This is a genomic window from Sagittula sp. S175 (assembly GCF_049800975.1).
Lineage (GTDB): Bacteria > Pseudomonadota > Alphaproteobacteria > Rhodobacterales > Rhodobacteraceae > Sagittula.
Map to the genome: position 1 here is coordinate 40,971 of NZ_JBNAGB010000023.1, position 24,634 is coordinate 65,604.

A 24,634-nucleotide genomic window follows, 5' to 3' on the forward strand; every position below is an offset into this window, starting at 1 on the left:
CGATGAAAAGCGAGAAGGTCGGCGAAGCAACATTCGAAACATGGACCGTCGACGAGGTTCAGACTGCGATGGAGGCGGGAGAAGTCGTCGTCATCGACGTCCGCACTCCGCAGGAATACATGTTTGAGCACATCGACGGCGCATTGTTGATGCCGATGGCTTTCTTCAAGGCCAAGGCCCTGCCCGGACAATCGGACAAGCAGATTGTTCTGCACTGCGGATCTGGCATGCGGTCGGAGAAGGTGAGCCGCGCAGCCATTGATGCCGGGATCACGAAAATCGCTCATATGGACGGCGGATTCGGCGCATGGAAGGCAGCCAAGAAGCCTTACATCGGGACCAATATGGGCACGGGCGCCCCGCAAAAAGTCGAGTGAGCGAAGCGTCGGGTGGCCCTTATCCAGCTTTGCCGGAAATCGGCCTCCCGAGTTCGCCTGGAAGCGGACAATTCAGAGCAGCGGCTTAGTCCGCCAGATCTGCCGATGGGATGATCGGGAAGAACTGCCCGCCCGACCAAACGCCGAACCATTCGTCGTGATGGCAGCCAAGCTCCACCAGTCGGTAGAAACTCTTGCGGTCAATGAGCGCTTCGAGATTGGCGCGGACCAGTACATAGGGCGAGGGTTCGCCGGTGTCAGGATCACGGACGACCCGGATCGGGTTGTCCGGCCCTGCCTTTGCGAGGTCTCCGACATGGGTTTCAAAGGTCAAGACCTGCGCCTCGCCTTCCCCCTCGACATCGAAGTCAACGGCCACGAATGGCGCGTCATCTACCGTAATCCCGACTTTTTCCACCGGCGTTACAAGGAAATACGCGTCGTCATCCTTGCGTAAGATGGATGAAAACAACTTGACCAACTCAAACCGCCCGATTGGCGTACCCAGGTAGAACCACGTTCCGTCCCGGGCGATACGCATATCGAGATCGCCGCAAAATGGCGGGTTCCACAGGTGCACGGGGGGCAACCCCTTGCCCTTTTTTGCAGCGCGTGCCGAGGCCGCGAGGCCATCCGCCGAGGGTGTCACGATATTTTGTCCCGCCATTGCTTTTGTCATTAACCTGCCAGAGGATACATTCACCCATAGTATAGGTCGGAAACGGAGAGACGCCATGGCCCCTACCGAAACCAATGCCGAGGACCTTGTCGCCGATATCGAGGCATTGGAAGCGAAGCTGGCCGAGGCGAAGCGTTCCATAACCGCGCGCTTCATCGGTCAGGAACGGGTGGTCGACCTGACGCTGTCCGCGATGCTGTGCGGAGGGCACGCGCTGCTGATCGGTCTTCCGGGCCTTGGCAAGACCAGGCTGGTCGAAACCCTGTCGACCGTGATGGGCCTGAATGGCAATCGCGTTCAGTTCACGCCCGACCTGATGCCCGCAGACATCCTCGGCTCGGAGGTACTGGAAACAGGTCTGGACGGGCAGCGCGCGTTCAAGTTCATCGAGGGTCCGATCTTCTGTCAGCTGTTGATGGCAGACGAGATCAACCGCGCCTCACCGCGAACACAGTCCGCGCTTTTGCAGGCGATGCAGGAGAAGCAAGTCACCGTCGCCGGACAGACCCGGTCACTGGAGGCACCATTCCACGTTCTCGCCACTCAGAACCCGATTGAGCAAGAGGGCACGTATCCCTTGCCCGAAGCGCAGCTGGACCGTTTCCTCGTGCAGATCAACGTGGCCTACCCGGATCGCAAGACCGAAAGGGACATCCTGCTGGCGACCACAGGCACCGAAGAGGCGGAGTCCCACCAGGTATTCACAGGCGCGGAGCTGATCGCCGCGCAAAAATTGCTGCGAAGGATGCCAGTGGGTGACGCGGTGGTGGAGCAGATCCTCGATTTGGTCCGCGCATTCCGTCCTGACGATCCATCCGCGCCGGAGCGGGTAAAGGATATCGTCGCTTGGGGTCCCGGCCCGCGCGCTGCGCAGGCGCTGATGCTGACCGTCCGGGCCCGTGCGCTTCTGCAAGGCCGCCTCGCGCCCTCCCCCGAGGACGTTCTGGACATGGCCAAGCCCGTTTTGGTCCACCGAATGGCGTTGACCTTCTCGGCGCGCGCCCGTGGTGAGGATCTGGGAAGCCTGATCGACGAAGTCGCCGGTGGACTTTCAAGGAAGGCTGCCGCGTGAGCACAGTCGCCCATCTACGCACCCGCGCCCAAGAAGAAGCGAGCCGTTTCCCGGCGCTTCTTGCCCGAGCCGAACACCTCGCCGGGACCGTTCTGCTGGGCGACCACGGGCGGCGGCGCGCTGGCTTGGGCGATGATTTCTGGCAATATCGGCCGTTACGAGCCGGCGACACATTTCGCCAAATTGACTGGAGGCGCTCCGGTCGCGGGGACGAACAGTTCGTGCGAGAGCGCGAATGGCAGATCGCGCAATCCGTTCAGATGTGGGTCGATCCCGGCGCCTCCATGCGCTTTTCCAGCAACAAGGACATCCCGTCAAAGGCGGATCGTGCGCGGCTTGTGGCGCTGGCTACAGCGGTGTTGCTGATCCGGGGCGGTGAACGTGTCGGCCTGACAGGCTGGGACCTTCCCCCACGCCGGGGGGACGCGCAGTCCTTGCGGCTGGCGGAATATTTCAGTTCGGACGGCGCCGACGACTACGCGGCGCCCGAAGCCCGCGGCATGTTGCCCAACGCAAAGGCCCTATTCGTTTCGGATTTTCTTGGTGACATCGCTCCAGTCGAAGCGGCGCTAACAAAGGCCGCCGATCGCGGTGTCCGGGGGGTACTGCTTCAGGTGCTGGACCCGACAGAGGAGGCCTTCCCTTTTCAAGGGCGTACGATCTTTGAAAGCGTCGGCAAGACGGTGGCCTACGAAACTCTCAAAGCGGGCGATCTGCGCGACAGCTATCTGGAACGGCTGGCGGAACGCAAAGGCCGCCTGGACGCCATTTGCCGCCTGACGGGTTGGCAGCACTTCACCCATCACACGGATCACAGCGCTCAATCCGCCTTGCTTTGGGTTTATCGCGCGCTGGACGGGAGCCACGGATGACCCTTTTCGGCATCGGTTTCACCGCGCCATGGCTTTTGCTCACACTCGCCGCGCTTCCGATCCTGTGGGTCATTCTACGGGCCGTGCCCCCTGCGCCGATCCGCAGGATGTTTCCCGGCGTTGTGCTGCTGTTGGGCCTCAAAGATGAGGAGCAGGTCACGGACCGCACGCCATGGTGGCTGCTTCTGCTCCGCATGCTGGCGGTTGCGGCGGTCATCATCGGGCTTGCCGGACCGATCCTGAACCCGAGAGCCGAAACGGAAAACCAAAGCGACTCGCCCGTGCTCGTGGTGATGGATGCCAGCTGGGCCTCTGCTGCGGAATGGCGCTTGCAGATAGCGGCGCTGGAAAGTCTCTTGAACGAAACCGCACGCGATGGGCGCACCGTCGGCTTGATGCGTTTGACGGACCCGCAAATGCCGCAATTCATTTCCGCGGATGCCTTGCGCCAACGCCTGTCCGGGGTCCAGCCCGAACCATGGGAACCCTCTGCGGATACCATGGCGCGCGCTGCAGAACTCGTTCCAGACCAAAGGTTCGATACCTATTGGCTCAGTGACGGTCTGGACCGCGAAGGGCGCGATGTGCTGCTTGAGGTCCTGCAAGCCATGGGGCAGGTCACCGTTTTCGAGGCGCCTCGCAACCTGATGGCCCTGGAACCGCTTATCCTTCAGGATGGCAACCTCAAAGCCGTGCTGCGCCGCCTGCGTCCCGGGCCGGAAGCCGAAGTGCAGTTGGAAGCACACGGGAAGGACCCTGCCGGGAACCCCGCAGTCCTGATGCGAACGCCCGTGACCTTCCAGCAGGATGCTTTGAGCGCCGAAATTGAACTGTCCCTCCCTTCGGAACTTCGGGCCCGCGTAGAACGCTACGAGATCGGCGGTGCGAACAGCGCCGGTGCCGTAACGCTGCCGGACGACTCGCTCAGGCGGCGCGAGGTGGCGTTGATTGCCGCCAGCGACGACCGGGAAGGCCTGCAACTTCTGGATCCGCTTCACTATCTCCGCAAGGCGTTGATCCCAACGGCAGATATCATCGAAACCGATCTGGAAAGCGTCCTCCCGGCGAATCCTGACGTGATCGTGCTGGCTGACATCGCCCGCCTGACAGGTAGCGAGGCTGCAGACGTCACCGAATGGGTGACGAAGGGTGGCACTCTTCTGCGCTTTGCCGGCCCAAGACTTGCCGCCTCGGACGTCAGCCGGACCGAAGAGGACCCCTTGATGCCGGTACGTCTGCGCGAGGGAGGCCGCTCCGTTGGCGGTGCAATGAGCTGGGGCGAACCAAAGGCGCTGGCTCCGTTTACCGAGGACAGCCCGTTCTTTGGCCTCAACCTCCCCGACGACGTGACGGTCAACAGTCAAGTCATGGCGCAGCCCGATCCCACACTGGCCGAGCGCGTCATTGCGCAACTGGCTGATGGCACTCCGCTTGTCACCCGCAAGTCCATTGGCCAAGGGCAGGTCGTCCTGTTCCACGTCACCGCAAACGCAGAATGGTCCACCCTTCCGCTGTCCGGCCTTTTCGTCCAGATGCTGGAACGTTTGGCGGTGTCTTCTGCCATGGCACAGCCCGAAATCGAGGACATGGAAGGCACTGTATGGCAACCCGCCCGAGTTCTCGATGCTTTCGGGAACCCTCAGGATGCTGGTACATTGCCGGGCGTGGCGGGGCCCGTGCTGGTGTCTGCCCCGCTTGGACCCGACCTGCGTCCGGGGCTTTATATGGGCGATGAACGCTCACTTGCTCGAAACGTGGTGACAGCCGAAACTCCAATGGCTCCAATGACCTGGCCTGCTAACGTGCCGATCGAAGGATTGAACCGACTGCCGGAGACACCTCTGGCGGGTTGGTTGCTGGCCGCGGCCATCACCATGTTGTTGGCCGATGTCATAGCGTCGCTTGCATTGTCTGGCCGCTTGCGCGGAGCCGTCGCTGCTGGTTTGGCCCTGATGCTGGTGACCGTGACGCCCCAAACCTTGCGCGCACAAGATGCCACGCCGCTTTCCAGCGACAGTGAAGCCCGAGCGATTGCAGCCACTTCAGAGGTTGTGCTTGCGCATGTACTTACCGGCGACGATCAGCTTGACCGCATTGCCCAAGCAGGACTGCGCGGCCTGTCGGACACGTTGTATTTCCGGACCTCCGTTGAACCTGCCGAGCCGATGGGCGTGAACCTCGAAACCGATGAATTGGCGTTTTATCCGCTGCTTTATTGGCCGATAACCCAGACGCAGCCAATGCCGTCGGCCGACGCCTATGCAAAGCTGAACACCTACCTGCGATCTGGCGGCATGATCCTTTTCGACACTCGCGACGCCGACATAGCGGGGTTTGGATCTGGCACGCCCGAGGGACGCAAGCTGCAACAACTGGCCGCGCCTCTGGACATTCCCCCGTTGGAGCCGGTGCCTGCGGACCATGTACTGACTCGGACCTTTTACCTCCTGAATGACTTTCCGGGCCGCTGGCAGGGAAGAGAAGTCTGGGTGGAAGCCGCGCCCGCCGATGCCGAGCTGATCGAAGGGATGCCCTTCCGGGACCTGAACGACAATGTGACTCCCGTGGTGATCGGTGGAAACGACTGGGCAGCTGCTTGGGCGATGGATGACAACGGCAATCCCATGGTGCCGCTCGGACGGGGCTTCACCGGCGAACGCCAGCGCGAGATTGCCTACAGGTTTGGAGTGAACCTCGTGATGCATGTACTCACCGGCAACTACAAAAGCGACCAGGTCCACGTGCCCGCGCTGCTGGATCGGTTGGGTCAATGACCGGGCAAGTGGTTTTTGATCCGCTGCTGCCGTGGCCTGTCATTTACGGGATGGCGGCGCTGGCGCTTTCAGGCGTGGTACTGGCACTTTGGCGCGGGCTGAAAGGCTGGGCGCTGCGGCTTTTGGCGGGCGTGGTGCTCGTTGCTGCCTTGGCGCAGCCGTCATGGCAAACCGAGGATCGCGCGCCACTTTCCGATATCGTGCTGCTTATGGAGGACCAGACCGCATCACAGCGATTAGCGGAACGCGCTGGCGTGACCTCCGAAGCCGCCGACGAACTGGAAGCTGAACTTCTGGCCCGCCCAAATACCGAGGTGCGTCGCATTCCCGTTCCCGACGGCGAAGGCGACGCAGGCACGCAGCTGATGACGGCCCTCTCGACCGCAATGGCGGAAGAACCGCGAGCGCGTATTGCCGGGATCGTCCTGCTCTCGGACGGTCGGCTGCACGACCTGGAGCGCGCGCCAGACCTGCCCGCCCCCCTCCACCTGCTGATGACCGGCCGCGAGACCGACTGGGACCGCCGCCTGATCGTCAAGAACGCCCCGGCATTCGCCATTCTCGGCGAAGAGGTCGAATTGACCCTCAGCATCGAAGACGATGGCGCGGCGCCCGGTGAAACCCACACGGACATTCAGATCTCGATCGGCGGAGAATCTCCCCTCAGTTACCGTGTCCCCATCGGCGAAGACCTGAAACTACCGCTCAGCCTGCCGCACGGCGGATTGAACGTGATCGAATTCGTCGTGCCTGAGGCTGAAGGGGAGCTGACCGACCGCAACAATCGCGCGTTGGTGCAAATCAACGGCGTCCGCGACCGTCTGCGCGTGCTTTTGGTATCTGGCGAACCGCACGCTGGCGGGCGCACGTGGCGCAACCTGCTGAAATCGGATTCCAGCGTTGACCTGGTTCACTTCACCATTCTCCGGCCGCCGGAAAAGCAGGACGGTGTTCCGGTCTCCGAACTGTCTCTCATCGCCTTTCCGACGCGGGAATTGTTCCTCGAAAAAATCGACGATTTCGACCTGATCATCTTTGATCGCTACAAGCGGCGCGGAATCCTCCCCGCCATATATCTCGACAACGTGCGAAACTACGTCGAGAAAGGTGGCGCCGTGCTGATTGCAGCGGGACCGGATTTTGCTTCGGCGGATTCCATTTACCGCTCGCCACTTGCCGAAATTCTCCCTGCCGAACCCACGGCCCGTGTGATCGAGCAGGGCTACCGGCCCTCTGTGACGGAACTGGGCCAGCGCCACCCGGTCACTGCCGGCTTGCTGGGCGAGGATACCTGGGGCCGCTGGCTTCGGCAGGTCGAGGTCAATCCGACGTCAGGTGACATGGTCATGAGCGGCGTGGATGATCGGCCTCTTTTGATCCTCGACCGTGTCGGGGAGGGGCGTGTCGCCCTGATGGCTTCCGACCACGCCTGGCTTTGGAACCGTGGATACGAAGGAGGCGGTCCCCAATTGGAGCTGCTTCGCCGTCTCGCGCACTGGATGATGAAGGAACCCGAACTCGAGGAAGAGGCGCTTTGGGCTGAACCGACCGGCCAGAGCATGCGCATCATTCGCCGCTCGCTTTCAGGCGATGTCGGGAGTGTCTCGGTGATCGGTCCCGACGGACAGAAAGTGGACATACCCCTCGAGGAAGTCACCCCTGGTCGGTTTGAAGCGACCTATGAAGGTCCGGAAATCGGCCTCTACAGGCTGACTGAGGGCGAACTGAACGCCGTTGTCGGACTTGGGCCCGCAGCGCCACGCGAATTCGTTCAGACCATTGCGAGCGGCGATGTACTAGAGCCGATGATCGACGGGGTGCGCGGCGGCATATTGCGATTGCAGGAGGGCGTCCCATCGATCCGCACCGTTAGTGCTGGCCGACCCGCCGCCGGTCGCGGCTGGATCGGCATCACGCCGCGTGAAGCCTACGAAACGCTGGATGTCCGCCAGACACCGCTTTTGCCCGCTTGGCTCGTTTTGCTGCTTGCGGCGACGATGATCGTGGGTGCCTGGCTGAGGGAAGGCCGCAGCTAGTCTCCTGCCAGCTTGTCAGATGGATCAAGCAGTACGGCGCGGCTGGCCGAAGCGAACTCGCGCCGCAAAATCACTGCGGAGGTGACGATCACTGCCGCCATAAGCGCCCAAGGTCCCGCCAGCCAGGCCGACGCGGCAATACCGAAATAGACAGACCGCAGCCCGCGATTGTAGCTGCGCGCACCTGTAATATTGATTTCCCCGGCCTTCCGGGCACGCGGCATGGTCGCAGGATCATTCGGATCTTCGGGAACGGCCGCCATCAGAACCGAAGTGTAGCCGAACAGGCGATGAGACCAGACAAATTTCAGAAAGGCGTTGGCAGCGAACAACAACATAACCATCAGCTTGATCTCGAAAACCACGACAGGATCGGTATGCTCTGTCAGGTCTGCGGCGACGCCCCTCAGCTGATCCGCATTGCCAAGAAGTGCAAATCCCCCACCAATGGCAATCATCGAGGCCGAGGCAAAGAAAGCGGTCCCCTGCCGCAGGTTTGCAACGATCTGGCTGTCGAAGATTCTGGGCTGACGGGTGACGAACTGCTCCATCCAAGCCCGGCGATAGTCTGCCATAAGAACAGAAGTCGAGGGACGGCGCGCCGGAGGATGTTCGATGATCCGCGTCGCACCTGTCCAGCAGATCAAGAGCAGCAACAAGGCGAGTGCGTCAAAAACGCTGAATCCGGATAACAACGTTTGCATCAGAACGGCTTCACCACGACGACCCAAAGGATCGCGATGGCACCAAAGACGCTGACTTCGTTGAATATCCGCAGAAACATGTCGGATTCGCGGAACTCGCCCCGCTGCGCCCGCTTCACCAACTTGCCGGTGTACAGGTAGTGAGCCGCAAGCAGGATCACCAGCGCGACCTTGAGGTGCAACCATGCGGGCCATCCCAGCCATGTGCCATACCATGCCCCGGTCACGATCGCGATGATCCCCAAGCCAAAGGAAAACCGGTACAGCCTATATGTCAGATCGCCCAGAGGGCCGTTTTCGCCGGTTTTGGCAAAGTCTCGCTTCCAATAGATGATGGCGCGCGGGACGGCGAAAATCGAAGTCATCCACCCCATGACGCAAAGAATGTGTATGATCTTGACCCAAGCCATGCCCGCTCCTTGTTTGAAGGCAGATGACCCTTACGGACGGGGCGGCGCAAGTGTCCACCACGCAACTGAACCTCAAATGCCAGTTTTGGTTATTTCAGTTGACCAATTGAGCGGTTTTTGGTTTTACCTGAGGATGACCGCAGCGCGGGAGGAGTCTGCCCATGCAAATGCCCGTACCGAACCGTGACGTGATTGCCGGCAAAGCGCGTATCGTCGAGCGACTCAACGCCATCTTGCCCGGCGGCGTCATCCACGACGAAGCCGAGGTCCGCGCCTACGAATGTGATGCGCTGACCGCTTATCGCTGCCCTCCGTTGGCCGTCGTGCTGCCCACTTCGACCGAGGAAGTCAGTGCGGTTCTGAAGATCTGTAATGACGAAGGCGTGCCGGTCGTGCCGCGCGGGGCGGGGACTTCGCTGGCCGGTGGCTCGCTACCCACAGCGGACTCTGTGATCCTGGGCGTTTCCCGCATGAACGCGGTTCTGGAAACTGACTATGACAACCGGTTTATCAGGGTTCAGACCGGGCGGACCAACCTGTCCGTAACCGGAGCAGTGCAGGAAAATGGATTTTTCTACGCGCCCGATCCTTCGTCACAGCTGGCCTGCGCCATCGCAGGAAACATCGCCATGAACTCCGGTGGGGCGCACTGCCTGAAGTACGGCGTAACAACCAACAACCTGATGGGCGTCACGCTGGTGCTGATGGACGGCACGATCGTCGAACTGGGCGGCGCGCATCTGGATGCAGGCGGACTGGATCTTCTGGGCGTCGTCTGCGGCTCCGAGGGCCAGTTGGGCGTCGTGACAGAGGCGACACTGCGGATACTGCGGCAACCTGAGGGCGCGCGCCCGGTTCTGATCGGCTATGACAGCAACGAAGTCGCAGGGGCCTGTGTTTCGGACATCATCAAGGCTGGTGTCCTGCCCGTCGCGATCGAGTTCATGGACGCCCCCTGCATCCGCGCGACCGAGGACTTTGCGAAGGCGGGCTATCCTGACTGCGAGGCCTTGTTGATTGTCGAAGTTGAAGGCTCCGAAGCCGAGATCGCCGAACAACTCGCCAAGATCACCGAGATTGCTCGACGCCATAATCCCGTCGAATTGCGCGAGGCAAAGTCCGCCGACGAAGCCGCGCGTATCTGGTTGGGCCGCAAATCCGCTTTTGGCGCCATGGGCAATATCAACGACTACATGTGCCTCGATGGTACGATCCCTGTGAACGAGCTGCCATATGTTCTGAAGCGCATAGGCGAAATGTCGAAGGACTTCGGCCTGGAGGTGGCAAATGTCTTCCACGCCGGAGACGGCAACATGCATCCGTTGATCCTGTTCAATGCCAATCAGCCCGGCCAGCTCGAGCTGTGCGAACAGTTCGGCGCAGAGGTTCTCAAGCTGTGCGTCGAGGTCGGAGGCTGCCTGACTGGTGAGCATGGCGTCGGTGTCGAGAAACGCGATCTGATGAGCCACCAATATGCTCCGGCAGATCTAGAGGCGCAGATGGCGATCAAGGACGTTTTCGACCCGAAATGGTTGTTGAATCCAGCGAAGGTCTTTCCGCTGGAAGCCTCGGAGACCCGCCGTGCGGTGGTCCAAGCCGCTGAATGAGTATCACGGGCGTTCGTTCGACCGGGCAGAAGCACGAAAGAGGCACACGAAACATGAGACCTGAGAGTGAGGCCGAACTTGCCGAAATGATACGCGACGCAGCGGCCCCGCTGCGCGTGGTCGGCGGCGGCACGCGCACAATCGGCGGCGGCGGTGCAAGCGAGGTCTTGCAGACCGGCGGCCTGTCCGGGGTTACGCTGTACGAACCGGGCGCACTGACGCTGGTTGCCAAAGCGGGCACCTCCCTGTCAGAGGTGGAACGCCTTCTGGACGCCTCTGGTCAGCGGCTGGCGTTTGAGCCGACGGATTACCGTGGGCTTCTGGGAACAGATGGAGACAGCACGATTGGCGGCGTCGTTGCGGCAAACGCCTCTGGTCCGCGACGTATTCAGGCCGGCGCCTGCCGCGACTTCCTGTTGGGCGTCCGATTTGTGGATGGCTTGGGGAATGTCGTGAAGAATGGTGGCAGGGTGATGAAGAACGTCACCGGTTACGACCTCGTCAAACTCATGGCCGGATCGCGCGGCGCATTGGGCGTCTTGACCGAAGTGTCTCTCAAGGTCCTGCCAAAACCAGAGGCCATGGCCTGTGTCATGATCGAAGGACTCGACGATTCAGCCGCGGTCGGGGCGATGTCGAAGGGTCTGACCTCTCCGTTCGACATCACAGGTGCCGCGCATTTGCCTAGCGGCCCTGACGGAACACCTTTGACCTTGCTCAGGATTGAGGGCTTTGCCGGGTCCGTGGACTATCGCGCCAGACAGCTTGCTGAACTCTTCGCGGAAAGCTCCGTGCGGATCGATAACGATCCGACCAGCGTGGCGGCACGCTGGGTCCAGATCCGCGACGTACAGCCACTTCAGAACACAGCGGGCGATATCTGGCGGATCTCCTGCAAGCCTTCGGATGCACCATCGTTGGTCGGGAAACTCAAACCGCTCGCCCATCTCTACGACTGGGGCGGCGGGCTTGTCCGGGCGCTTCTACCAGAAGGCACCGACGCGCGCTTGCAGCTTGGTCACTTTGACGGTCATGCGACCCGTGAACGCGGCAACGGTACGACACCAGTCTTCCCGCCAGAGCCGGCGCCCGTGGCGGCCTTGTCCCGTGCGATACGACAGCGCTTCGACCCGCGCGGCATCTTCAATCCCGGAACATTCCACTGATGTCGGGGCCGGTGCTCAGCGCGTTCGTAATGTCATTCGTGGTGGGTCCGGCGCTCTGCGCACTGCTGCTGCGGATGCCGGCGACGCTGCGTGTCCTAGTATCATTGGCAATCCTCGAAGTCATGATGATGGGTGCCGCGTTGTTCCTGCGCGACCGCGCGCCCGCGCCGTCGCTGGTGGCGCTCTGGCTGGGATGGGTCGCCGCATGCGCCATGATCGCCCACGCCCTGCGCCGCCGCATCGCCAGCCCGCGCGCGCGGCGTTGGATCACCGTCATCGCCATCCTGGCAACCACCCTGCCGTGGTTCGGGCTGGCCACCGCCCGCCTGATCGGCTGAGAGGCACACATGCAGACGAATTTTACCGAAGCCCAATTGAAGGATGCAGGCACCGCACGCGCAAATCAGATCCTGCGTGCCTGCGTCCATTGCGGATTTTGTACTGCGACCTGTCCGACCTACCAGGTTCTCAGGGACGAGTTGGATAGCCCGCGCGGCCGTATCTACCAGATCAAGGACATGCTCGAAAACGAGCGGGACCCCGACCCCAAGACGGTCAAACATGTCGACCGCTGCTTGTCCTGCCTCGCGTGCATGACAACCTGCCCCTCGGGCGTTCACTACATGCATCTTGTCGACCACGCGCGCGAATACATCGAAAAGCGCTACAACCGCCCCCTCACCGACCGCGCCTTGCGGTGGCTGTTGTCACGGATACTTCCCTATCCCCGTCGCTTCCGCGTTGCTCTGCTGGGGGCAAAGATCGCGCGCCCGTTCCGCGGACTGCTGCCCGATCCCCGCCTCAGGGCCATGCTCGAAATGGCACCCAAGGAGATCCCGCCGGTCTCACGCAACGACGATCCACAGGCATTCCCGGCCAAGGGACCGCGCAAGATGCGCGTTGCTCTCATGACAGGTTGCGCACAAAAGGCGCTGAACACCGATATCAACGACGCAACCATCCGGCTGTTGACCCGGCTCGGAGTCGAGGTCGTGGTGGCGAAGGGTGCTGGCTGCTGTGGCGCCCTGACACATCATATGGGCAAGACAGACGAAAGCCACGCCTCGGCGGCGACCAACATCCGAGCCTGGATGTCCGAGAAACGCGGGCCCGGCCTCGACGCCATCGTGGTCAATACGTCAGGCTGCGGTACGACCGTCAAGGATTATGGACACATGTTCCGCGCAGGTCCGTTGGCAGAAGACGCCGCCGAGGTGGCAGGTCTGGCCTGTGACATTTCAGAGCTGCTGGAACGGCTGACAATCCCGGAGGGCATACCGAAAAACCTCCGTATTGCATATCATGCCGCATGCTCCCTGCAGCATGGTCAAAAGATCAAGGATGCGCCCAAGGCACTCCTCCGGCGTGCTGGATTCGATGTGGTCGAGCCTGCGGACCCGCACCTGTGTTGCGGCTCTGCCGGGACGTACAACCTCCTTCAGCCAGAGATTTCCGGCCAGCTGAAAGCCCGCAAGGTTCGGACACTGGAAGCCAGGAAGCCCGACATCATCGCGGCGGGCAATATCGGCTGCATGATGCAGATCGGATCCGGTACAGGTGTACCGGTCGTACATACCGTCGAACTGCTGGACTGGGCCACTGGCGGACCGAAGCCCCGAACCCTGCAAGATGCGACATATCAGACCACGGATTAACCCTCGGTTAACTGTGGTAAAGTTAAGGCATGCGCCGCAATTTTGCCCCAAAGTCTCGGTAAACGCTGTGCAAAAGAGGGTACAGCGGTGCGGATCATAGCGGTTATCTGGCTGATCTTATTGGCAAACATTGCGCAAGCGCAGGGGCTTTTCTCTATGGAGAGCACTCAGGGCGCTCGCCAGTGGGAAGCCGTGGGTCGTCTGGAAATTGCCGGAGAGGCCTTTTGTACCGGCGCATTGATCACCGAGCGCCTCGTGCTGACGGCTGCGCACTGCCTGTTCAATCCCGCGACCGGCCAACCCGTCGCAGCAGAAGAGATCCAATTCCTTGCCGGTTGGCGCAATGGGCGTGCCGCTGCCTACCGCCGCACGCGGCGTGCGTTGGCGCATCCCGCCTACAACTACACCGGAGACTCGAGCACTGACCGCGTCCGGCACGACGTCGCGTTGATCGAACTGCAGCACCCCATCCGCAACACGACGATCATGCCATTCGAAACCGAAATCCTCCCTGGCCAAGGCGCACAGGTTGGCGTTGTTTCCTATGCCCACAACCGCTCCGAGGCACCATCGCTGCAGGACCTATGCACCGTTCTCTCAGAGCAGGAGGGCATGCTGGTCCTGTCCTGCGCCGTGGACTTCGGCGCTTCTGGCTCGCCGGTATTCAGCTTCGACTCCAGCGGCACACCGCGCATTGTTTCGGTGATCTCGGCAAAGGCCGAAGCTGATGGCAAGCCAGTGTCCCTCGCGGTGGATCTGCTGTCTCCGCTGCGCGACCTGCGCGCCATGCTGGCAGTTGCTCGGGACCCCGGCAACGGGCTTGAACCGCTGACCGCAGGGAACCGTCGCGAAACGGGTGCAAAATTCGTCAAGCCTTGACATACACTGCGGCGCTCGCGCTGGCGTTCTTTGCCTCCGTGGCCAAAGCCGGGGTCTGGGACGCCGTCGGGCAGGTGGACAGTGGCGGGACACTTTGCACCGGGACCTTGATAGCTTCGGACATCGTTCTGACTGCCGCTCATTGCCTCTACGACGCCGACGGCACGCCGATCTCAGCAGAACAAGTCACCTTCCGCGCCGGCTACAGCGGCGGTGTTTCGGTGGCTGATGTGTCAGTTGCCAGTTGGCTGCCCGCGCCGGGATATCGTGATGAAGGCGAAATCCAGCCCGGAGCCGAAGCAATCAGAAGTGACGTGGCCTTGCTTTTGCTGGCTGAACCGATGGCACGCGACACCGTTGTTCCTATCGCGCTGCATCCGGGCCTGCTGCGGACAAACGAGGTCCGTACAGTTTCCTATTCGAAGGGCATCGACGCTGACCTGTCACCCCCGATGCCCTGCCGACTGTTGCACCGTTTTGCCGACGGCGTGATGGAATTTGACTGTACCATGCACCCCGGCGCCTCAGGCGCACCGGTTCTGGCAGAGCGTGGCGGTCGTTTGAGCATCCTTTCGGTGATCTCTGCCGTGGCAACCGACGAGAACGGGCTTGCCCGAAGTTACGGCGCATCGCTCCCGGCGCACGTCGCCACTCTCAGGAGCCGACTGACACGTGCCCAAGTGTCTGAAAATGATGACAAAGGGGCCCGCCGCATAGGTGCCGGCGAACGCGGCAGCGCAGGTGCGCGTTTCGTGCGCCCTTGACTCGTGGCGGGGTCTTGAAACCCGGCTTCTGGATGCACAGCTAATGTCCACCGGGGCGCCTGTTGAGGGTCCCGGCATTAATCAGGGTCTGTCCCGCCATAGGAAGGCCCGATCATACGGTATCGCTCAATTGGAGGATTCCATGCGACATTTCGATTTTGCACCGCTCTACCGCGCCTCTGTCGGCTTTGACCAATTGGCCGAGATGATGGACCGCGTCCTGACCAATACCGACGCGCAGCCTGCTGGCTACCCCCCCTACAACATCGAGAAAACCGACGAGAATGCGTACCGCATCTCGATCGCCGTGGCCGGTTTCTCGGACGCCGATCTGTCAGTCGAGGTCAAGGACGGTGGGCTTATCGTCTCTGCCCGCAAGGCCGATGACACAGAGGCACGCACCTACCTGCATCGCGGCATCGCCACCCGTGCCTTCGAGCGCCGCTTCCATCTGGCCGATCACGTCCGCGTCGTCGGTGCCAGCCACGAGAACGGCATGCTGCACATCGACCTCGCGCGCGAGATCCCCGAGGCGCTGAAACCGCGCAGGATCGAGATCGCGAAGCCGCAGACCGCGATCACCAAGGACGTGGTGGACGCAGAAAAGGTCAACTGACCCCGATGCGATTTCACCGGAAGGGGGCCATTCGGCCCCCTTTTTCGTTTGACGCTTGCGCACGCTACACCCGCATCCATACAGTCCTGCATGGACTGGCGCTCTGTAAATTTCGACTGGAATCGTGCGCGGGCCTTCTTGGTGACCGCCGAGGAAGGATCACTGTCCGCGGCCGCCCGTGCATTGGGCATGACGCAACCGACACTGGGGCGCCAGGTCGCCGCATTGGAAGAAGAGCTGGGCGTCATCCTGTTTGACCGCGCCGGGCGCGGGCTGATCCTCACGGATTCTGGCGCACGTCTGGTCGAGCATGTTCGCGCCATGGGCGAAGCCGCCTTTGCCGTGTCACTGGCCGCCACCGGTCAAGCCACGGATCTTTCCGGCCCGGTCGCGATCACGACCACAGAAATTTACGCCAGTTGGCTTCTGCCCTCCGTACTGAAGCGCCTCGCCGGCGTTGCTCCGGGTATTCGTGTTGAAATCGTTGCCTCTAACGACATCCGCGATCTGAAGCGGCGCGAGGCGGATATCGCCATACGAAACACCCGCCCGGAACAGCCCGACCTGATCGCGAAGCGGCTGGCCGAGGATGAGGCAGGCTTCTTCGCCTCCCTCAGCTATCTTGAGCAATCGCGACCGCTTCAGGAGCCTGACGACCTGGTCCACGCGCGGATGATCGGGTTCGATGAAAACGCTGCATTCATTGCAGCCCTGAATGAACGCGGCGTCCCCGTGACCGAGGACAACTTCGTTTTGCGCAGCAGTTCGCACCTCGTACATTTTGAGCTCGCCCGCAAAGGACTGGGGGTGGGCATCTGCCCGGTTGCGTTCGGCAATTCAGACCCGAGCCTGCACCGTGTCTTGCCGGAACTATCCTTCAGGTATCCGGTCTGGCTGGTCGCGCATCGCGAACTCAAAAAATCGCCCCGCGTGCGTCTGGTTTGGGACATGCTGGCAGATATGCTGCCTGCACAGCTTCGCGCTGGTAAAGGCTAGGCCCAGACCTCATTTATAGAAAAGAGAGCGTTGTGGGTGCCGAGCCTCTAACCGCCATGGATTCACCCGAAATGGCACAAACTCGCAGGATGGGACCTGCGACGCCCAAAATTGCCTGCGCGCCTGCATCTTGGGCTGAGACACCGCAAGTCGCCGGATGGGTGCAATGAAAGAGCGCATGGAGGGTTGGGCGTCTGCTGGCTTGCTGGAGGTTCCAACTTCCTTGCATCACACAGCTTTCCCGGTCAGGCCGTCTCGGCGCTACAGCCCCCCAGATCGCATATGATGCGCCACTCATCCTCATTCACGGGTTGGACCGAAAGGCGGGAGTTCTTTACCAGGATCATCTCCGCGAGGCGGGCGTCCGACTTGATATCATCAAGTGTGACCGGAACCTTCAGCGGCGCGACTGCCTTGACGTCCACGCAATCCCACCGAGGGTCATCCGTGGTGCTGTCAAGGTGGCTCTCCGCGCAGACCTCGACGATGCCGACAACTGCGCGCTCTTTCTGCGAATGGTAGAAGAAACCACGGTCGCCGATCTTCATTTCTCGCATGAAGTTGCGTGCCTGATAGTTGCGGACCCCGTTCCACTCCTCACCCGAGTCCCCCTTTGCCACCTGGTCGTCCCAAGACCAGGTGGAGGGCTCGGATTTGAACAGCCAGTAGGCCATCAGATGACCTTTTTCCACGCACGCAGAGTGACGGTGTCAAACAGGCCGGCCTTGGCGTAGGGGTCGTTTGCAGCCCAATCCTGCGCTGCGGCCATATCCGGCACGTCCAGAACCACCAGGGACCCGGCCATCTCACCGGCCTCGTCCAGCAGCGGACCGGCCTGCGTCACGACGCCGGTTGCCTTGATGTAATCAAGATGGGCGTCGCGGTTGTCTTTACGGGTCTGCAGGGCGCCAGGTTTGTCGTAGGCCATCAGTGCAATCAGCATGTCTCATTCTTCCTTGAGAGGTCTCGACAGCAATTGATCCATCGCGGACCGGACCGTCAAGTCACCCGTAGTCAAGGCGGCGGTCGCCTGAGTGATCGGTAACGACAGGCTGTGCCGTTCGGCAAGCCCGGCAGCGGCGCGGGCGGTTGCGGCGCCTTCGACGGTGATGGCAGGGTCAAAATCCTCCCCCCTGCCCAACGAGAGGCCAAAGCGAAAATTGCGCGATCCTTCGGATGTGCAGGTCAGCGTGAGGTCGCCCAAACCGGACAGACCGGCGAGGGTTTCGGGCCGGGCGCCGAGCTGGGTGGCAAGACGGGTCATTTCGGCAAAGCCGCGCGTCATCAGGGCCGCACGGGCGCTGTCGCCCAACCCTGCGCCGATGCAGGCGCCGCAGGCTATGGCCATGACGTTTTTCAGCGCACCGCCAAGCTCCGCGCCGATCGTATCGGTTGTGCGGTACAGACGCAGGCTGCTGGTGGAAAGGTCTTGCTGCAAGGTCCGCCCAAGGTCTTCGTCCGCGCAAGCCAACGTCAAGGCCGTGGGAAGCCCGCGCGCGATGTCTGCTGCGAAACTCGGGCCGGTCAGAACCGCGGGCGTGACGCCCGGTTTCGCCTGAGCCGTCAGTTCCGACACTCCCAGCCCGCTTGCGAGGTCGATTCCCTTGCAGCACAGCACGACGCGGGTTCCCGACAGCGGAGAGGCAATTTGCGAGAGAAGTTTCGAAAGGCTCTGGGCCGGGACTGCGATCAGCACGGTCTCGGCGCTGGCAGCCTTTTGAAGATCCGTGGTGGCCAAAACGCTGTTGGGAAGGCGAATACCGGACAACCGGGGCGACGAGCGGTGATCGCGGATGCGCGACACGGCGTAGGGGTCGCGACCCCATATCGTGACGGGACGGTCATCGCGGGACAGGGCGACAGCCAGAGCGGTTCCGAAAGCGCCGGAACCGAGGATCGTCAGGCTCATGCCTTTGCTCCTTTCTTTCCGTGGCCGACCAGTGGAGTCGCGGTGCGATCCAGCGGCCAGCGGGGGCGGGCAGACAAGGTCATGTCGTGGCTGACACCCGCCGCCAGAAGTTCGGACCCGGCATAGGCTATCATTGCGGCATTATCTGTACACAGACGCAGCGGAGGGGCCGTGAATCTGAGACCGTGGTTAACACACACGCCCTCCAGCGCGGCCCGGATCGCCATGTTGGCAGCAACGCCTCCGGCGACGGCGAGGGCAGGTTCGGAAGGGTTTTCACTCAGATACAAAGCAATAGCGCGTCTGGTTTTCTCTGCGAGGACGTCGCGCACGGACGCCTGGAACCCGGCGCAGAGGTCGGCGCGATCCTGAACCGTCAGCCCTGTTTTCTGCGCGACGATCTGATCGCGCTGCCGCATCAAGGCGGTTTTGAGGCCCGAAAAGGACAGGTCACAGCCATCGCGATCCAGCAGGGGGCGGGGGAATCGGTAGGTCTTTTCGCTGCCCTTGAGCGCTTCGGCTTCGACGGAGGGTCCGCCCGGCTGCGGCAAGCCCAGCAGACGCGCTGTCTTATCGAACGCTTCGCCCGGTGCGTCGTCTATAGTACCGCCGAGGCGGGTGAAGTCCTGCGGGCCGCGCACGATCAGGAATTGGCAATGACCGCCCGAAACCAGAAGCATGAGGTAAGGATAGACAAGCCCGTCGGTCAGGCGCGGCGTCAATGCATGCCCGGCAAGGTGGTTCACGCCAACCAGCGGCACGCCAAGGCCGGTGGCCAGCCCCTTGCCCATCATGACGCCCGACAAGACGCCACCGATCAGGCCGGGACCGGCAGTGACAGCAATGGCATCGACTTCCTTCAGCGTCACGCCTGCCTCCTCCAGCGCGCGCTCGACACAAAGGTCCAGTCTCTCAGCATGGGCACGGGCCGCGATTTCGGGCACGACACCACCGTAGGCCGCGTGCAGGCTGTTCTGCCCCTCGACCACGGACGACAGCACCTCTCGCCCGCGCAGCAAGGCTGCCGCAGTGTCGTCGCAGCTGCTTTCCAGCCCGAGGATGAGGGGATCAGTCATTCCGGGCGCTCCCGTTGCCTTGTCTGGCGGTAGCGAGTACCACCGGAAGACGCGCCCCACAACGCCGGAGGCCAGATGGTCACAGACCTGCCTGTCTTGTTGATGACACGCCCGCGGGCGTCGGCGGAGCGGTTTGTCGCCGCGTTGAGGTCGCGCGGGGCCATATTCCGCGACGTGAATTCCCCTTTGTTCGACATCGTCTTTTCCGATGATCCGGTGGACCCGGAGGGTGCCCGCGGGTTGATCTTCACCTCTGCGAATGGTGTTGCAGCCTGGAAGGCTCGCGGCAGGCACCTCATCCTTCCGACCTATGTCGTGGGACCGGCAACCGCGCAGGCGGCGCGTGCCGCAGGTCTGCCTCTGGAGATGGTCTGTGCAGACGCGGATCACCTGGTGCGAATTATCCTGGACACGAAGGTCCAGGGACCGCTGTTGCACCTGTCTGGCCGAAATACGCGCGGTGACATAGCAGAGCGGTTGACCCGCGGCGGGATCCCGACGGAGCGCGCCATCGTCTACGATCAGCCCGCCTGTAGTCTGAACCAGGACGCCCGCGCCGTGCTTGATGGCGATGTACCGGTGGTTGCTCCGGTGTTTTCGCCTCGATCAGGGCATTTATTGGCCAATCAGCCCAACAAAGCGCCGCTTCTTGTCGCGGCCATGAGTGAAGCGGTGGCCTTCGCCGTCACACCGCTCCATATAGAGTCCCTGAAGGTCGCGGAACGGCCCGACTCGGCGGCGATGCTGGAAACGGTCTTGGAGTTGCTGGGCGCGGCGCGGACGCGGATGGAGGGATCCGGGAGCTTCCCCGGATCGTCAGGTTGAGAGGGTGACAGGACGTGGCAGACACGACTGAAGACAAATCCGCCAAGGGCAAGAAGTCCAAGGCGGCCACCGAAACAGACGAGAACCGGACGCCGGAGGAAAGTGTCGGGGAAGCGACTGATGCGACACTGGAGGGCACGGTCCCAACCGAGTCCGACGCTGCAGTCGAAGGGACAGTAGCGGCGGAAGGCTCTCAGGCAGAAGTTGACGGCGACGCGGCCCTTGCTGGTACAGTCGAGACGACCTCCGATGCAGCCATCGCTGGGACTGACCCGAGCAAGGACGAACAGGTCGAAGAGACCCAGACATCTGGGCCCGACGGCGCCGGTCCGGAAGAACCCGCCGGGTCTACAGGCCCGGTTGCCTCACCTTCTGTTCCCGCCTTGGTTGAAACCGAAAAGAAAAGTGGTTTCGTTCCGATGCTTCTGGGCGGCGTGATCGCTGCCGGGCTTGGCTACGGCGCCGCGGTCATGGGCTTCGCCGGTGGTGGCGAGAACCCCTTCGAAGCCGAAACCAGAACGGCGTTAAGCGAACAGGGCGCGCGACTGGATGGTCTCGCCGCTCTGAACGAGCAGGTCACCGAGGTGCAACAGAAGGTGTCCGGCATCGACCTGGCCGCGCTGGAGAACGGGTTGGCCGGTGTTCAGGACGGCCTGTCCGAGATGGACGGCAAGCTGACCGGGCTCGGCGATCAGATCGCAGCGCTCGAAAGCCGTATGACCGCGCTGGAAAAGCAGCCGCTTGCAGAGGCGGTCTCGCCGGAAGCCATCGCTGCCTATGAGCGTGAACTGGAGGCCTTGCGCAGCGCCGTGTCCGAGCAGCAGGCCGCACTGGAAGCCGAGAAAGCCGCGCTGTCGCAGCAGCTGGATCAGAAGACCGCCGAGATGCAGCAGATCGTCGAAGAAGCCCGCGCTCTGGAAACAAGCGCAGAGGATCAGGCCCGGCTGGCCGCGGCCCGCGCTGCGTTGGCCGACGTCACAGCGCGCGTGCAGGAGGGGCAGCCCTTCGCAGAACCTCTGGCCATCGTGGCCGAGAACGGTGTGACCGTGACCGACGCGCTGTCCGCAACCGCGGACGAGGGTGTGCCGACGGTCGCCGCTCTGGCGGCTTCCTTCCCGGATGCAGCGCGTGACGCATTGGCAGCATCGCGCAAGGCCCAGTCGCCTGAGGGCGAGGCAAGCGGCGGTGGTCTCGGCGCATTTTTCCAAAGCCAGTTGGGTGCGCGATCGGTCACTCCGCAGGAGGGCAGCTCGACCGATGCGATCCTGTCCCGGGCCGAGGCAGCGGTGCGGAACGGCGAGCTTGCCACGGCGTTGACCGAACTGGAGGCTCTGCCAGCGGAGGCCAAGGCTGCGATGGATGCGTGGATCGCCCGCGCGAACCAGCGCAGTGACGCCTTGGCCGAGGCATCGGCTCTCGCCCAGCAATTGAACCAGCAATAAGGGTTACGAAAACATGTTGTGGTCACTCATTAAGATCGTCGTTTTCATCGCGCTGGTTGCGGCGCTGACCCTTGGGCTCGGATACCTGATCGAGGCGGACGGCACCGGGTTGGCGCAGGCAAGGATCACCCTTGCGGGCAAGGAATACACTCTGACGCCCATCATGATGTTCCTTGGCGCCATCGTGCTGATCGCCGCTGTCTGGCTGTTCATTCAGGTCTTCAGCATTTTGATTGCCACGCTGCGCTTCATCAACGGCGACGAAACCGCGCTGTCTCGGTATTTCCACCGCAATCGCGAACGCAAGGGTTACGAGGCCCTGTCAGAAGGCATGATGGCATTGGCCTCGGGCGAGGGCCGTGTGGCCATTGCCAAGGCGCAGCGGGCCGAAAAGTACCTCCACAAACCGGAGTTGACCGACCTCGTGACCGCACAGGCCGCCGAGATGATGGGCGACCGCAAGAAGGCCGAGGAAGTCTACAAGCGCCTGCTGAAGCGTGATTCGACCCGTTTCGTCGGCATTCGTGGGATCATGCACCAGAAGCTGGCCGAGGGGGACACCGACACAGCTCTGGCCCTTGCGGAGCGCGCCTTTGCCATCAAGCCGAAGCATGAGGAAGTGCAGGACACGCTGCTGCAGTTGCAGGCCAAAAAGGAAGACTGGGAAGGCGCACGCAAGACACTTTCGGCCAAGCTGAAGCACGGGTCTCTGCCGCGTGACGTCTACAAGCGTCGCGACGCGGTGCTGGCGCTGAGCCAGGCCACCGAGATCGAGAACCGTGACGAATCCATCGCGGCGGCTGAAAAAGCCATCGAGGCGAATCGCAACTCTCCCGATCTGGTGCCCGCTGCCGCCAAGGCCGCGCGTGCCTACATCGCCCAGAACCGTCCGCGCAACGCCATGCGCGTTCTGAAAAAAGCGTGGGAAAGCCACCCCCATCCGGACCTTGCAGCCGCCTACGCCGCGATCGAGCCGAACGAGACCCCCGACCAGCGCATCAAGCGCTTCGTCCCGCTGACCCGACTGCAACCGGATCACCGCGAGACGAAACTGCTGCTGGCCGAACTGAACCTCGCCGCCGAGAACTTCCCCGAGGCGCGCCGCTCGCTGGGCGACCTGCCCGAGAAGGAGCCCGACGCCCGCGTGCTTGCCATCATGGCCGCGATCGAGAAGGGCGAAGGCGCCAAGGATCAGGTGGTCCGTGGCTGGCTGGCCAAGGCCGTCACCGCGCCGCGCGGTCCGCAGTGGGTCTGCGAGAACTGCAACACGATCCACGCCGACTGGCGCCCGACCTGCTCGAACTGCGGCGCATTCGACACCTTGGCGTGGAAGACCCCGCCGCAGTCCGAGGTCGTGCTGCCTGCCGGTGCCAACATGCTGCCGCTGATCATCGGTTCGCTTGAGGACCATTCGCAGGACGGCGCCCTGACCGAAGTCCCGGTAAAATCCGAGGTCATCGACGTGACCCCGCCTGCCGCGACTTCTGCTGCTTCTACCGCGACGGAACCCGAAGACGCAGAGATCGTCGACGAGCCGGCCAAGGCGGCAAGCTAAGGCACCAGATGCGCGCCGCGCCCTGTCACGATGATTTTGTGCTTTTCAAGCTTCGGACGGCCTGCTATTGGGCCGTCCACCAGATGCCGGTGTAGCTCAGCTGGTAGAGCACGTCATTCGTAATGATGGGGTCGGGGGTTCGAGTCCCTTCACCGGCACCACTTTCTCGTTCAGGGAAAGTCGGAGACCTCCAAAAAAACCAAGTTTGCAAGGGAAACGCGGTTTCGCTTGGTCCGATGCTGTCCGCGTTGGTCCGGTGCTGTATCCCTAAAGTTGGGGTACTTGTGGGGGTGCCGCGCATGAAGCGTGGCAAAGTATACCTCCCAAATCCCTTGAGCGACGCACAGCTTGGCGGATTGAAGCCAGACGCCAAACCGCTCAGAGCCGCGCTGTTAGAAGGCTTTCAACGTCTGGTCCGCCAAAACGACGAACCGTGCCGGCTTGGCCGTAGCTTGATTACTGCCAGTTACGCGGCGAGATCTTCAGTTTCGAGACATGCATGGAAGTTGACTTCTGCCTCGGCTGCCGGGATATTCCCGATGGGCTCGAGCAAGCGGCGGTCATTGAACCAGACGCCCATTCCAAGGACCCGGATACTGCGGCTTCGAAGTTGCGCCAAGAGCCGCGTCGATGGATGCATTCGGCTTCGAATAGCCCATTGGTCGTTTGGTCCACTGCGCGGCAGGGCAATCCACAGAAACGGTCCGAGAAAGGAGCACGAAACCGGTGTGTCCTGAAGAGCTGGCGCGCCAGCGACGATCCTCCGCGATGACGAAATGTAAGGGGCAGTGCGCCATTGATCCAAGCGCAATGGCGAGCGAACTTCCGGCTCACCTTGTCCATCCACTCTGCCCGGCAGCCCATGCGATTCTTTTGCGAGAGGGAACACGGTGTCTTCTTGTCAGCGATTGCCATTCAATGCGGTTTGCCAAGGATGAAGCCCTGAATATCCATGTCCTTCATCAGGCGTGCCACCGTCCAGCGCGCGCCACCGATGCCTTCCCGGACAAGCTGTCGACAGTCGTTACTGACGCCTCAGCTGTTGTATTTCCCGTTATGGACCCGTTCGCTCTCGGGCCCGAAAGGTGGCATCACGACGGGAGCGGCCCGAAAACGGCACCGGGTCAGGCCGCTTGGCGAGGCGATCACAGCAAGCGCCCTCCCAGCAGAATTGCTGCGCAATTCGCCCACCGAGCGGTGAACAAAATCCACCATCACTT

At 62.2% G+C, this 24,634-nt stretch carries 23 protein-coding genes, 1 tRNA gene and 1 pseudogene; 17 read left to right on the forward strand and 8 right to left on the reverse strand.

Annotation, left to right across the window (positions count from 1 at the left end; all coding sequences use genetic code 11):
* Positions 1–2 precede the first annotated feature (2 nt).
* Positions 3–377, forward strand: a complete 375-nt coding sequence (locus ACP16H_RS21400; RefSeq protein WP_425074267.1) for a rhodanese-like domain-containing protein — start codon at positions 3–5, stop codon at positions 375–377.
* A gap of 85 nt (positions 378–462) precedes the next feature.
* Here ACP16H_RS21400 and ACP16H_RS21405 read toward each other — a convergent pair whose 3' ends face one another.
* The gene (locus ACP16H_RS21405) at positions 463–1,044 is read right to left on the reverse strand and encodes a DUF1285 domain-containing protein (protein WP_425074268.1); all 582 of its coding nucleotides are present in this window, start codon (positions 1,042–1,044) and stop codon (positions 463–465) included.
* Between the two features lie 67 nt (positions 1,045–1,111).
* Here ACP16H_RS21405 and ACP16H_RS21410 point away from each other — a divergent pair, with 67 nt between their 5' ends.
* The 4 genes from ACP16H_RS21410 to ACP16H_RS21425 are packed head-to-tail and all read left to right on the forward strand — an operon-like array spanning position 1,112 to position 7,810.
* Positions 1,112–2,128 (forward strand): AAA family ATPase, encoded by a 1,017-nt coding sequence (locus ACP16H_RS21410; protein ID WP_425074269.1) that lies wholly within the window; start codon positions 1,112–1,114, stop codon positions 2,126–2,128.
* Positions 2,125–3,000 (forward strand): DUF58 domain-containing protein, encoded by an 876-nt coding sequence (locus ACP16H_RS21415; protein ID WP_425074270.1) that lies wholly within the window; start codon positions 2,125–2,127, stop codon positions 2,998–3,000. The genes ACP16H_RS21410 and ACP16H_RS21415 overlap by 4 nt, the downstream gene beginning before the upstream one ends.
* On the forward strand, positions 2,997–5,774 hold the full coding sequence (locus ACP16H_RS21420; protein ID WP_425074271.1) for a DUF4159 domain-containing protein: 2,778 nt from the start codon (positions 2,997–2,999) through the stop codon (positions 5,772–5,774). Before ACP16H_RS21415 ends, ACP16H_RS21420 begins: the two co-directional genes overlap by 4 nt.
* Positions 5,771–7,810, forward strand: a complete 2,040-nt coding sequence (locus tag ACP16H_RS21425; RefSeq protein WP_425074272.1) for a glutamine amidotransferase — start codon at positions 5,771–5,773, stop codon at positions 7,808–7,810. Before ACP16H_RS21420 ends, ACP16H_RS21425 begins: the two co-directional genes overlap by 4 nt.
* Here ACP16H_RS21425 and ACP16H_RS21430 read toward each other — a convergent pair.
* Entirely contained in the window at positions 7,807–8,514 is a 708-nt protein-coding gene (locus ACP16H_RS21430; RefSeq protein ID WP_425074273.1) for a DUF599 domain-containing protein, read from the reverse strand. The two genes, ACP16H_RS21425 and ACP16H_RS21430, sit on opposite strands and share 4 nt — an antisense overlap.
* Positions 8,514–8,924 carry a CopD family protein gene (locus tag ACP16H_RS21435; protein WP_425074274.1) on the reverse strand — a complete coding sequence of 137 codons (411 nt, stop codon included), beginning with the start codon at positions 8,922–8,924 and terminating at the stop codon, positions 8,514–8,516. The genes ACP16H_RS21430 and ACP16H_RS21435 overlap by 1 nt, the downstream gene beginning before the upstream one ends.
* Positions 8,925–9,085: 161 nt before the next feature.
* On the opposite strand from ACP16H_RS21435, the gene ACP16H_RS21440 reads away from it, so the two are divergent.
* The 8 genes from ACP16H_RS21440 to ACP16H_RS21475 all read left to right on the forward strand — a co-directional run bounded on the left by ACP16H_RS21440 (position 9,086) and on the right by ACP16H_RS21475 (position 16,607).
* Positions 9,086–10,531: an FAD-linked oxidase C-terminal domain-containing protein gene (locus ACP16H_RS21440; protein WP_425074275.1), complete on the forward strand. Its 1,446-nt coding sequence runs from the start codon at positions 9,086–9,088 to the stop codon at positions 10,529–10,531.
* Positions 10,532–10,584: 53 nt separating this feature from the next.
* Positions 10,585–11,697: an FAD-binding protein gene (locus tag ACP16H_RS21445; protein WP_425074302.1), complete on the forward strand. Its 1,113-nt coding sequence runs from the start codon at positions 10,585–10,587 to the stop codon at positions 11,695–11,697.
* A 29-nt stretch (positions 11,698–11,726) separates the two neighbouring features.
* Positions 11,727–12,035 (forward strand): hypothetical protein, encoded by a 309-nt coding sequence (locus ACP16H_RS21450; RefSeq protein WP_425074276.1) that lies wholly within the window; start codon positions 11,727–11,729, stop codon positions 12,033–12,035.
* Positions 12,036–12,044: 9 nt separating this feature from the next.
* Positions 12,045–13,352 (forward strand): glycolate oxidase subunit GlcF, encoded by a 1,308-nt coding sequence (gene glcF, locus ACP16H_RS21455; RefSeq protein ID WP_425074277.1) that lies wholly within the window; start codon positions 12,045–12,047, stop codon positions 13,350–13,352.
* Between the two features lie 87 nt (positions 13,353–13,439).
* Positions 13,440–14,231 carry a trypsin-like serine peptidase gene (locus ACP16H_RS21460; protein WP_425074278.1) on the forward strand — a complete coding sequence of 264 codons (792 nt, stop codon included), beginning with the start codon at positions 13,440–13,442 and terminating at the stop codon, positions 14,229–14,231.
* Between the two features lie 38 nt (positions 14,232–14,269).
* Positions 14,270–14,995, forward strand: a complete 726-nt coding sequence (locus tag ACP16H_RS21465; RefSeq protein ID WP_425074279.1) for a trypsin-like serine peptidase — start codon at positions 14,270–14,272, stop codon at positions 14,993–14,995.
* 142 nt (positions 14,996–15,137) lie between these two features.
* On the forward strand, positions 15,138–15,611 hold the full coding sequence (locus ACP16H_RS21470) for an Hsp20 family protein (RefSeq protein ID WP_425074280.1): 474 nt from the start codon (positions 15,138–15,140) through the stop codon (positions 15,609–15,611).
* A gap of 90 nt (positions 15,612–15,701) precedes the next feature.
* On the forward strand, positions 15,702–16,607 hold the full coding sequence (locus ACP16H_RS21475) for a LysR family transcriptional regulator (RefSeq protein WP_425074281.1): 906 nt from the start codon (positions 15,702–15,704) through the stop codon (positions 16,605–16,607).
* A 245-nt stretch (positions 16,608–16,852) separates the two neighbouring features.
* Here the strand turns inward: ACP16H_RS21475 and ACP16H_RS21480 are convergent, their stop codons facing one another.
* The 4 genes from ACP16H_RS21480 to tsaD are packed head-to-tail and all read right to left on the reverse strand — an operon-like array spanning position 16,853 to position 19,592.
* Entirely contained in the window at positions 16,853–17,281 is a 429-nt protein-coding gene (locus tag ACP16H_RS21480) for an EVE domain-containing protein (protein ID WP_425074282.1), read from the reverse strand.
* Positions 17,281–17,550 (reverse strand): YciI family protein, encoded by a 270-nt coding sequence (locus ACP16H_RS21485; RefSeq protein ID WP_425074283.1) that lies wholly within the window; start codon positions 17,548–17,550, stop codon positions 17,281–17,283. Before ACP16H_RS21485 ends, ACP16H_RS21480 begins: the two co-directional genes overlap by 1 nt.
* A 3-nt stretch (positions 17,551–17,553) precedes the next feature.
* Complete coding sequence (locus ACP16H_RS21490) at positions 17,554–18,516, reverse strand: NAD(P)H-dependent glycerol-3-phosphate dehydrogenase (RefSeq protein WP_425074284.1); 963 nt, start codon at positions 18,514–18,516, stop codon at positions 17,554–17,556.
* Positions 18,513–19,592, reverse strand: coding sequence for a tRNA (adenosine(37)-N6)-threonylcarbamoyltransferase complex transferase subunit TsaD (tsaD, locus tag ACP16H_RS21495; protein WP_425074285.1), 1,080 nt, complete (start codon positions 19,590–19,592; stop codon positions 18,513–18,515). Before tsaD ends, ACP16H_RS21490 begins: the two co-directional genes overlap by 4 nt.
* A 102-nt stretch (positions 19,593–19,694) precedes the next feature.
* Here tsaD and ACP16H_RS21500 point away from each other — a divergent pair, with 102 nt between their 5' ends.
* The 4 genes from ACP16H_RS21500 (at position 19,695) to ACP16H_RS21515 (ending at position 23,575) form a co-directional block, all read left to right on the forward strand.
* Positions 19,695–20,417 (forward strand): uroporphyrinogen-III synthase, encoded by a 723-nt coding sequence (locus tag ACP16H_RS21500; protein WP_425074303.1) that lies wholly within the window; start codon positions 19,695–19,697, stop codon positions 20,415–20,417.
* 14 nt (positions 20,418–20,431) lie between these two features.
* Positions 20,432–21,859 (forward strand): COG4223 family protein, encoded by a 1,428-nt coding sequence (locus ACP16H_RS21505; RefSeq protein WP_425074286.1) that lies wholly within the window; start codon positions 20,432–20,434, stop codon positions 21,857–21,859.
* A gap of 13 nt (positions 21,860–21,872) precedes the next feature.
* On the forward strand, positions 21,873–23,414 hold the full coding sequence (locus ACP16H_RS21510) for a heme biosynthesis protein HemY (RefSeq protein WP_425074287.1): 1,542 nt from the start codon (positions 21,873–21,875) through the stop codon (positions 23,412–23,414).
* Positions 23,415–23,499: 85 nt separating this feature from the next.
* Positions 23,500–23,575, forward strand: a tRNA-Thr gene (locus ACP16H_RS21515).
* Between the two features lie 305 nt (positions 23,576–23,880).
* Here the strand turns inward: ACP16H_RS21515 and ACP16H_RS21520 are convergent.
* Positions 23,881–24,092 (reverse strand): annotated as a pseudogene (locus ACP16H_RS21520) (IS3 family transposase); the annotation flags it as partial.
* Positions 24,093–24,634 lie beyond the last annotated feature (542 nt).

Excerpts from the sequence above, each read along its gene's own strand:
- ACP16H_RS21400 (WP_425074267.1), top strand. The coding sequence starts at position 3 with ATGAAAAGCGAGAAGGTCGGCGAAGCAACATTCGAAACATGGACCGTC.
- ACP16H_RS21405 (WP_425074268.1), bottom strand. The coding sequence starts at position 1,044 with ATGGCGGGACAAAATATCGTGACACCCTCGGCGGATGGCCTCGCGGCC.
- ACP16H_RS21410 (WP_425074269.1), top strand. The coding sequence starts at position 1,112 with ATGGCCCCTACCGAAACCAATGCCGAGGACCTTGTCGCCGATATCGAG.
- ACP16H_RS21420 (WP_425074271.1), top strand. The coding sequence starts at position 2,997 with ATGACCCTTTTCGGCATCGGTTTCACCGCGCCATGGCTTTTGCTCACA.
- ACP16H_RS21425 (WP_425074272.1), top strand. The coding sequence starts at position 5,771 with ATGACCGGGCAAGTGGTTTTTGATCCGCTGCTGCCGTGGCCTGTCATT.
- ACP16H_RS21430 (WP_425074273.1), bottom strand. The coding sequence starts at position 8,514 with ATGCAAACGTTGTTATCCGGATTCAGCGTTTTTGACGCACTCGCCTTG.
- ACP16H_RS21435 (WP_425074274.1), bottom strand. The coding sequence starts at position 8,924 with ATGGCTTGGGTCAAGATCATACACATTCTTTGCGTCATGGGGTGGATG.
- ACP16H_RS21440 (WP_425074275.1), top strand. The coding sequence starts at position 9,086 with ATGCAAATGCCCGTACCGAACCGTGACGTGATTGCCGGCAAAGCGCGT.
- ACP16H_RS21445 (WP_425074302.1), top strand. The coding sequence starts at position 10,585 with ATGAGACCTGAGAGTGAGGCCGAACTTGCCGAAATGATACGCGACGCA.
- ACP16H_RS21450 (WP_425074276.1), top strand. The coding sequence starts at position 11,727 with ATGTCATTCGTGGTGGGTCCGGCGCTCTGCGCACTGCTGCTGCGGATG.
- glcF (WP_425074277.1), top strand. The coding sequence starts at position 12,045 with ATGCAGACGAATTTTACCGAAGCCCAATTGAAGGATGCAGGCACCGCA.
- ACP16H_RS21470 (WP_425074280.1), top strand. The coding sequence starts at position 15,138 with ATGCGACATTTCGATTTTGCACCGCTCTACCGCGCCTCTGTCGGCTTT.
- ACP16H_RS21475 (WP_425074281.1), top strand. The coding sequence starts at position 15,702 with ATGGACTGGCGCTCTGTAAATTTCGACTGGAATCGTGCGCGGGCCTTC.
- ACP16H_RS21480 (WP_425074282.1), bottom strand. The coding sequence starts at position 17,281 with ATGGCCTACTGGCTGTTCAAATCCGAGCCCTCCACCTGGTCTTGGGAC.
- ACP16H_RS21485 (WP_425074283.1), bottom strand. The coding sequence starts at position 17,550 with ATGCTGATTGCACTGATGGCCTACGACAAACCTGGCGCCCTGCAGACC.
- ACP16H_RS21490 (WP_425074284.1), bottom strand. The coding sequence starts at position 18,516 with ATGAGCCTGACGATCCTCGGTTCCGGCGCTTTCGGAACCGCTCTGGCT.
- tsaD (WP_425074285.1), bottom strand. The coding sequence starts at position 19,592 with ATGACTGATCCCCTCATCCTCGGGCTGGAAAGCAGCTGCGACGACACT.
- ACP16H_RS21500 (WP_425074303.1), top strand. The coding sequence starts at position 19,695 with ATGACACGCCCGCGGGCGTCGGCGGAGCGGTTTGTCGCCGCGTTGAGG.
- ACP16H_RS21510 (WP_425074287.1), top strand. The coding sequence starts at position 21,873 with ATGTTGTGGTCACTCATTAAGATCGTCGTTTTCATCGCGCTGGTTGCG.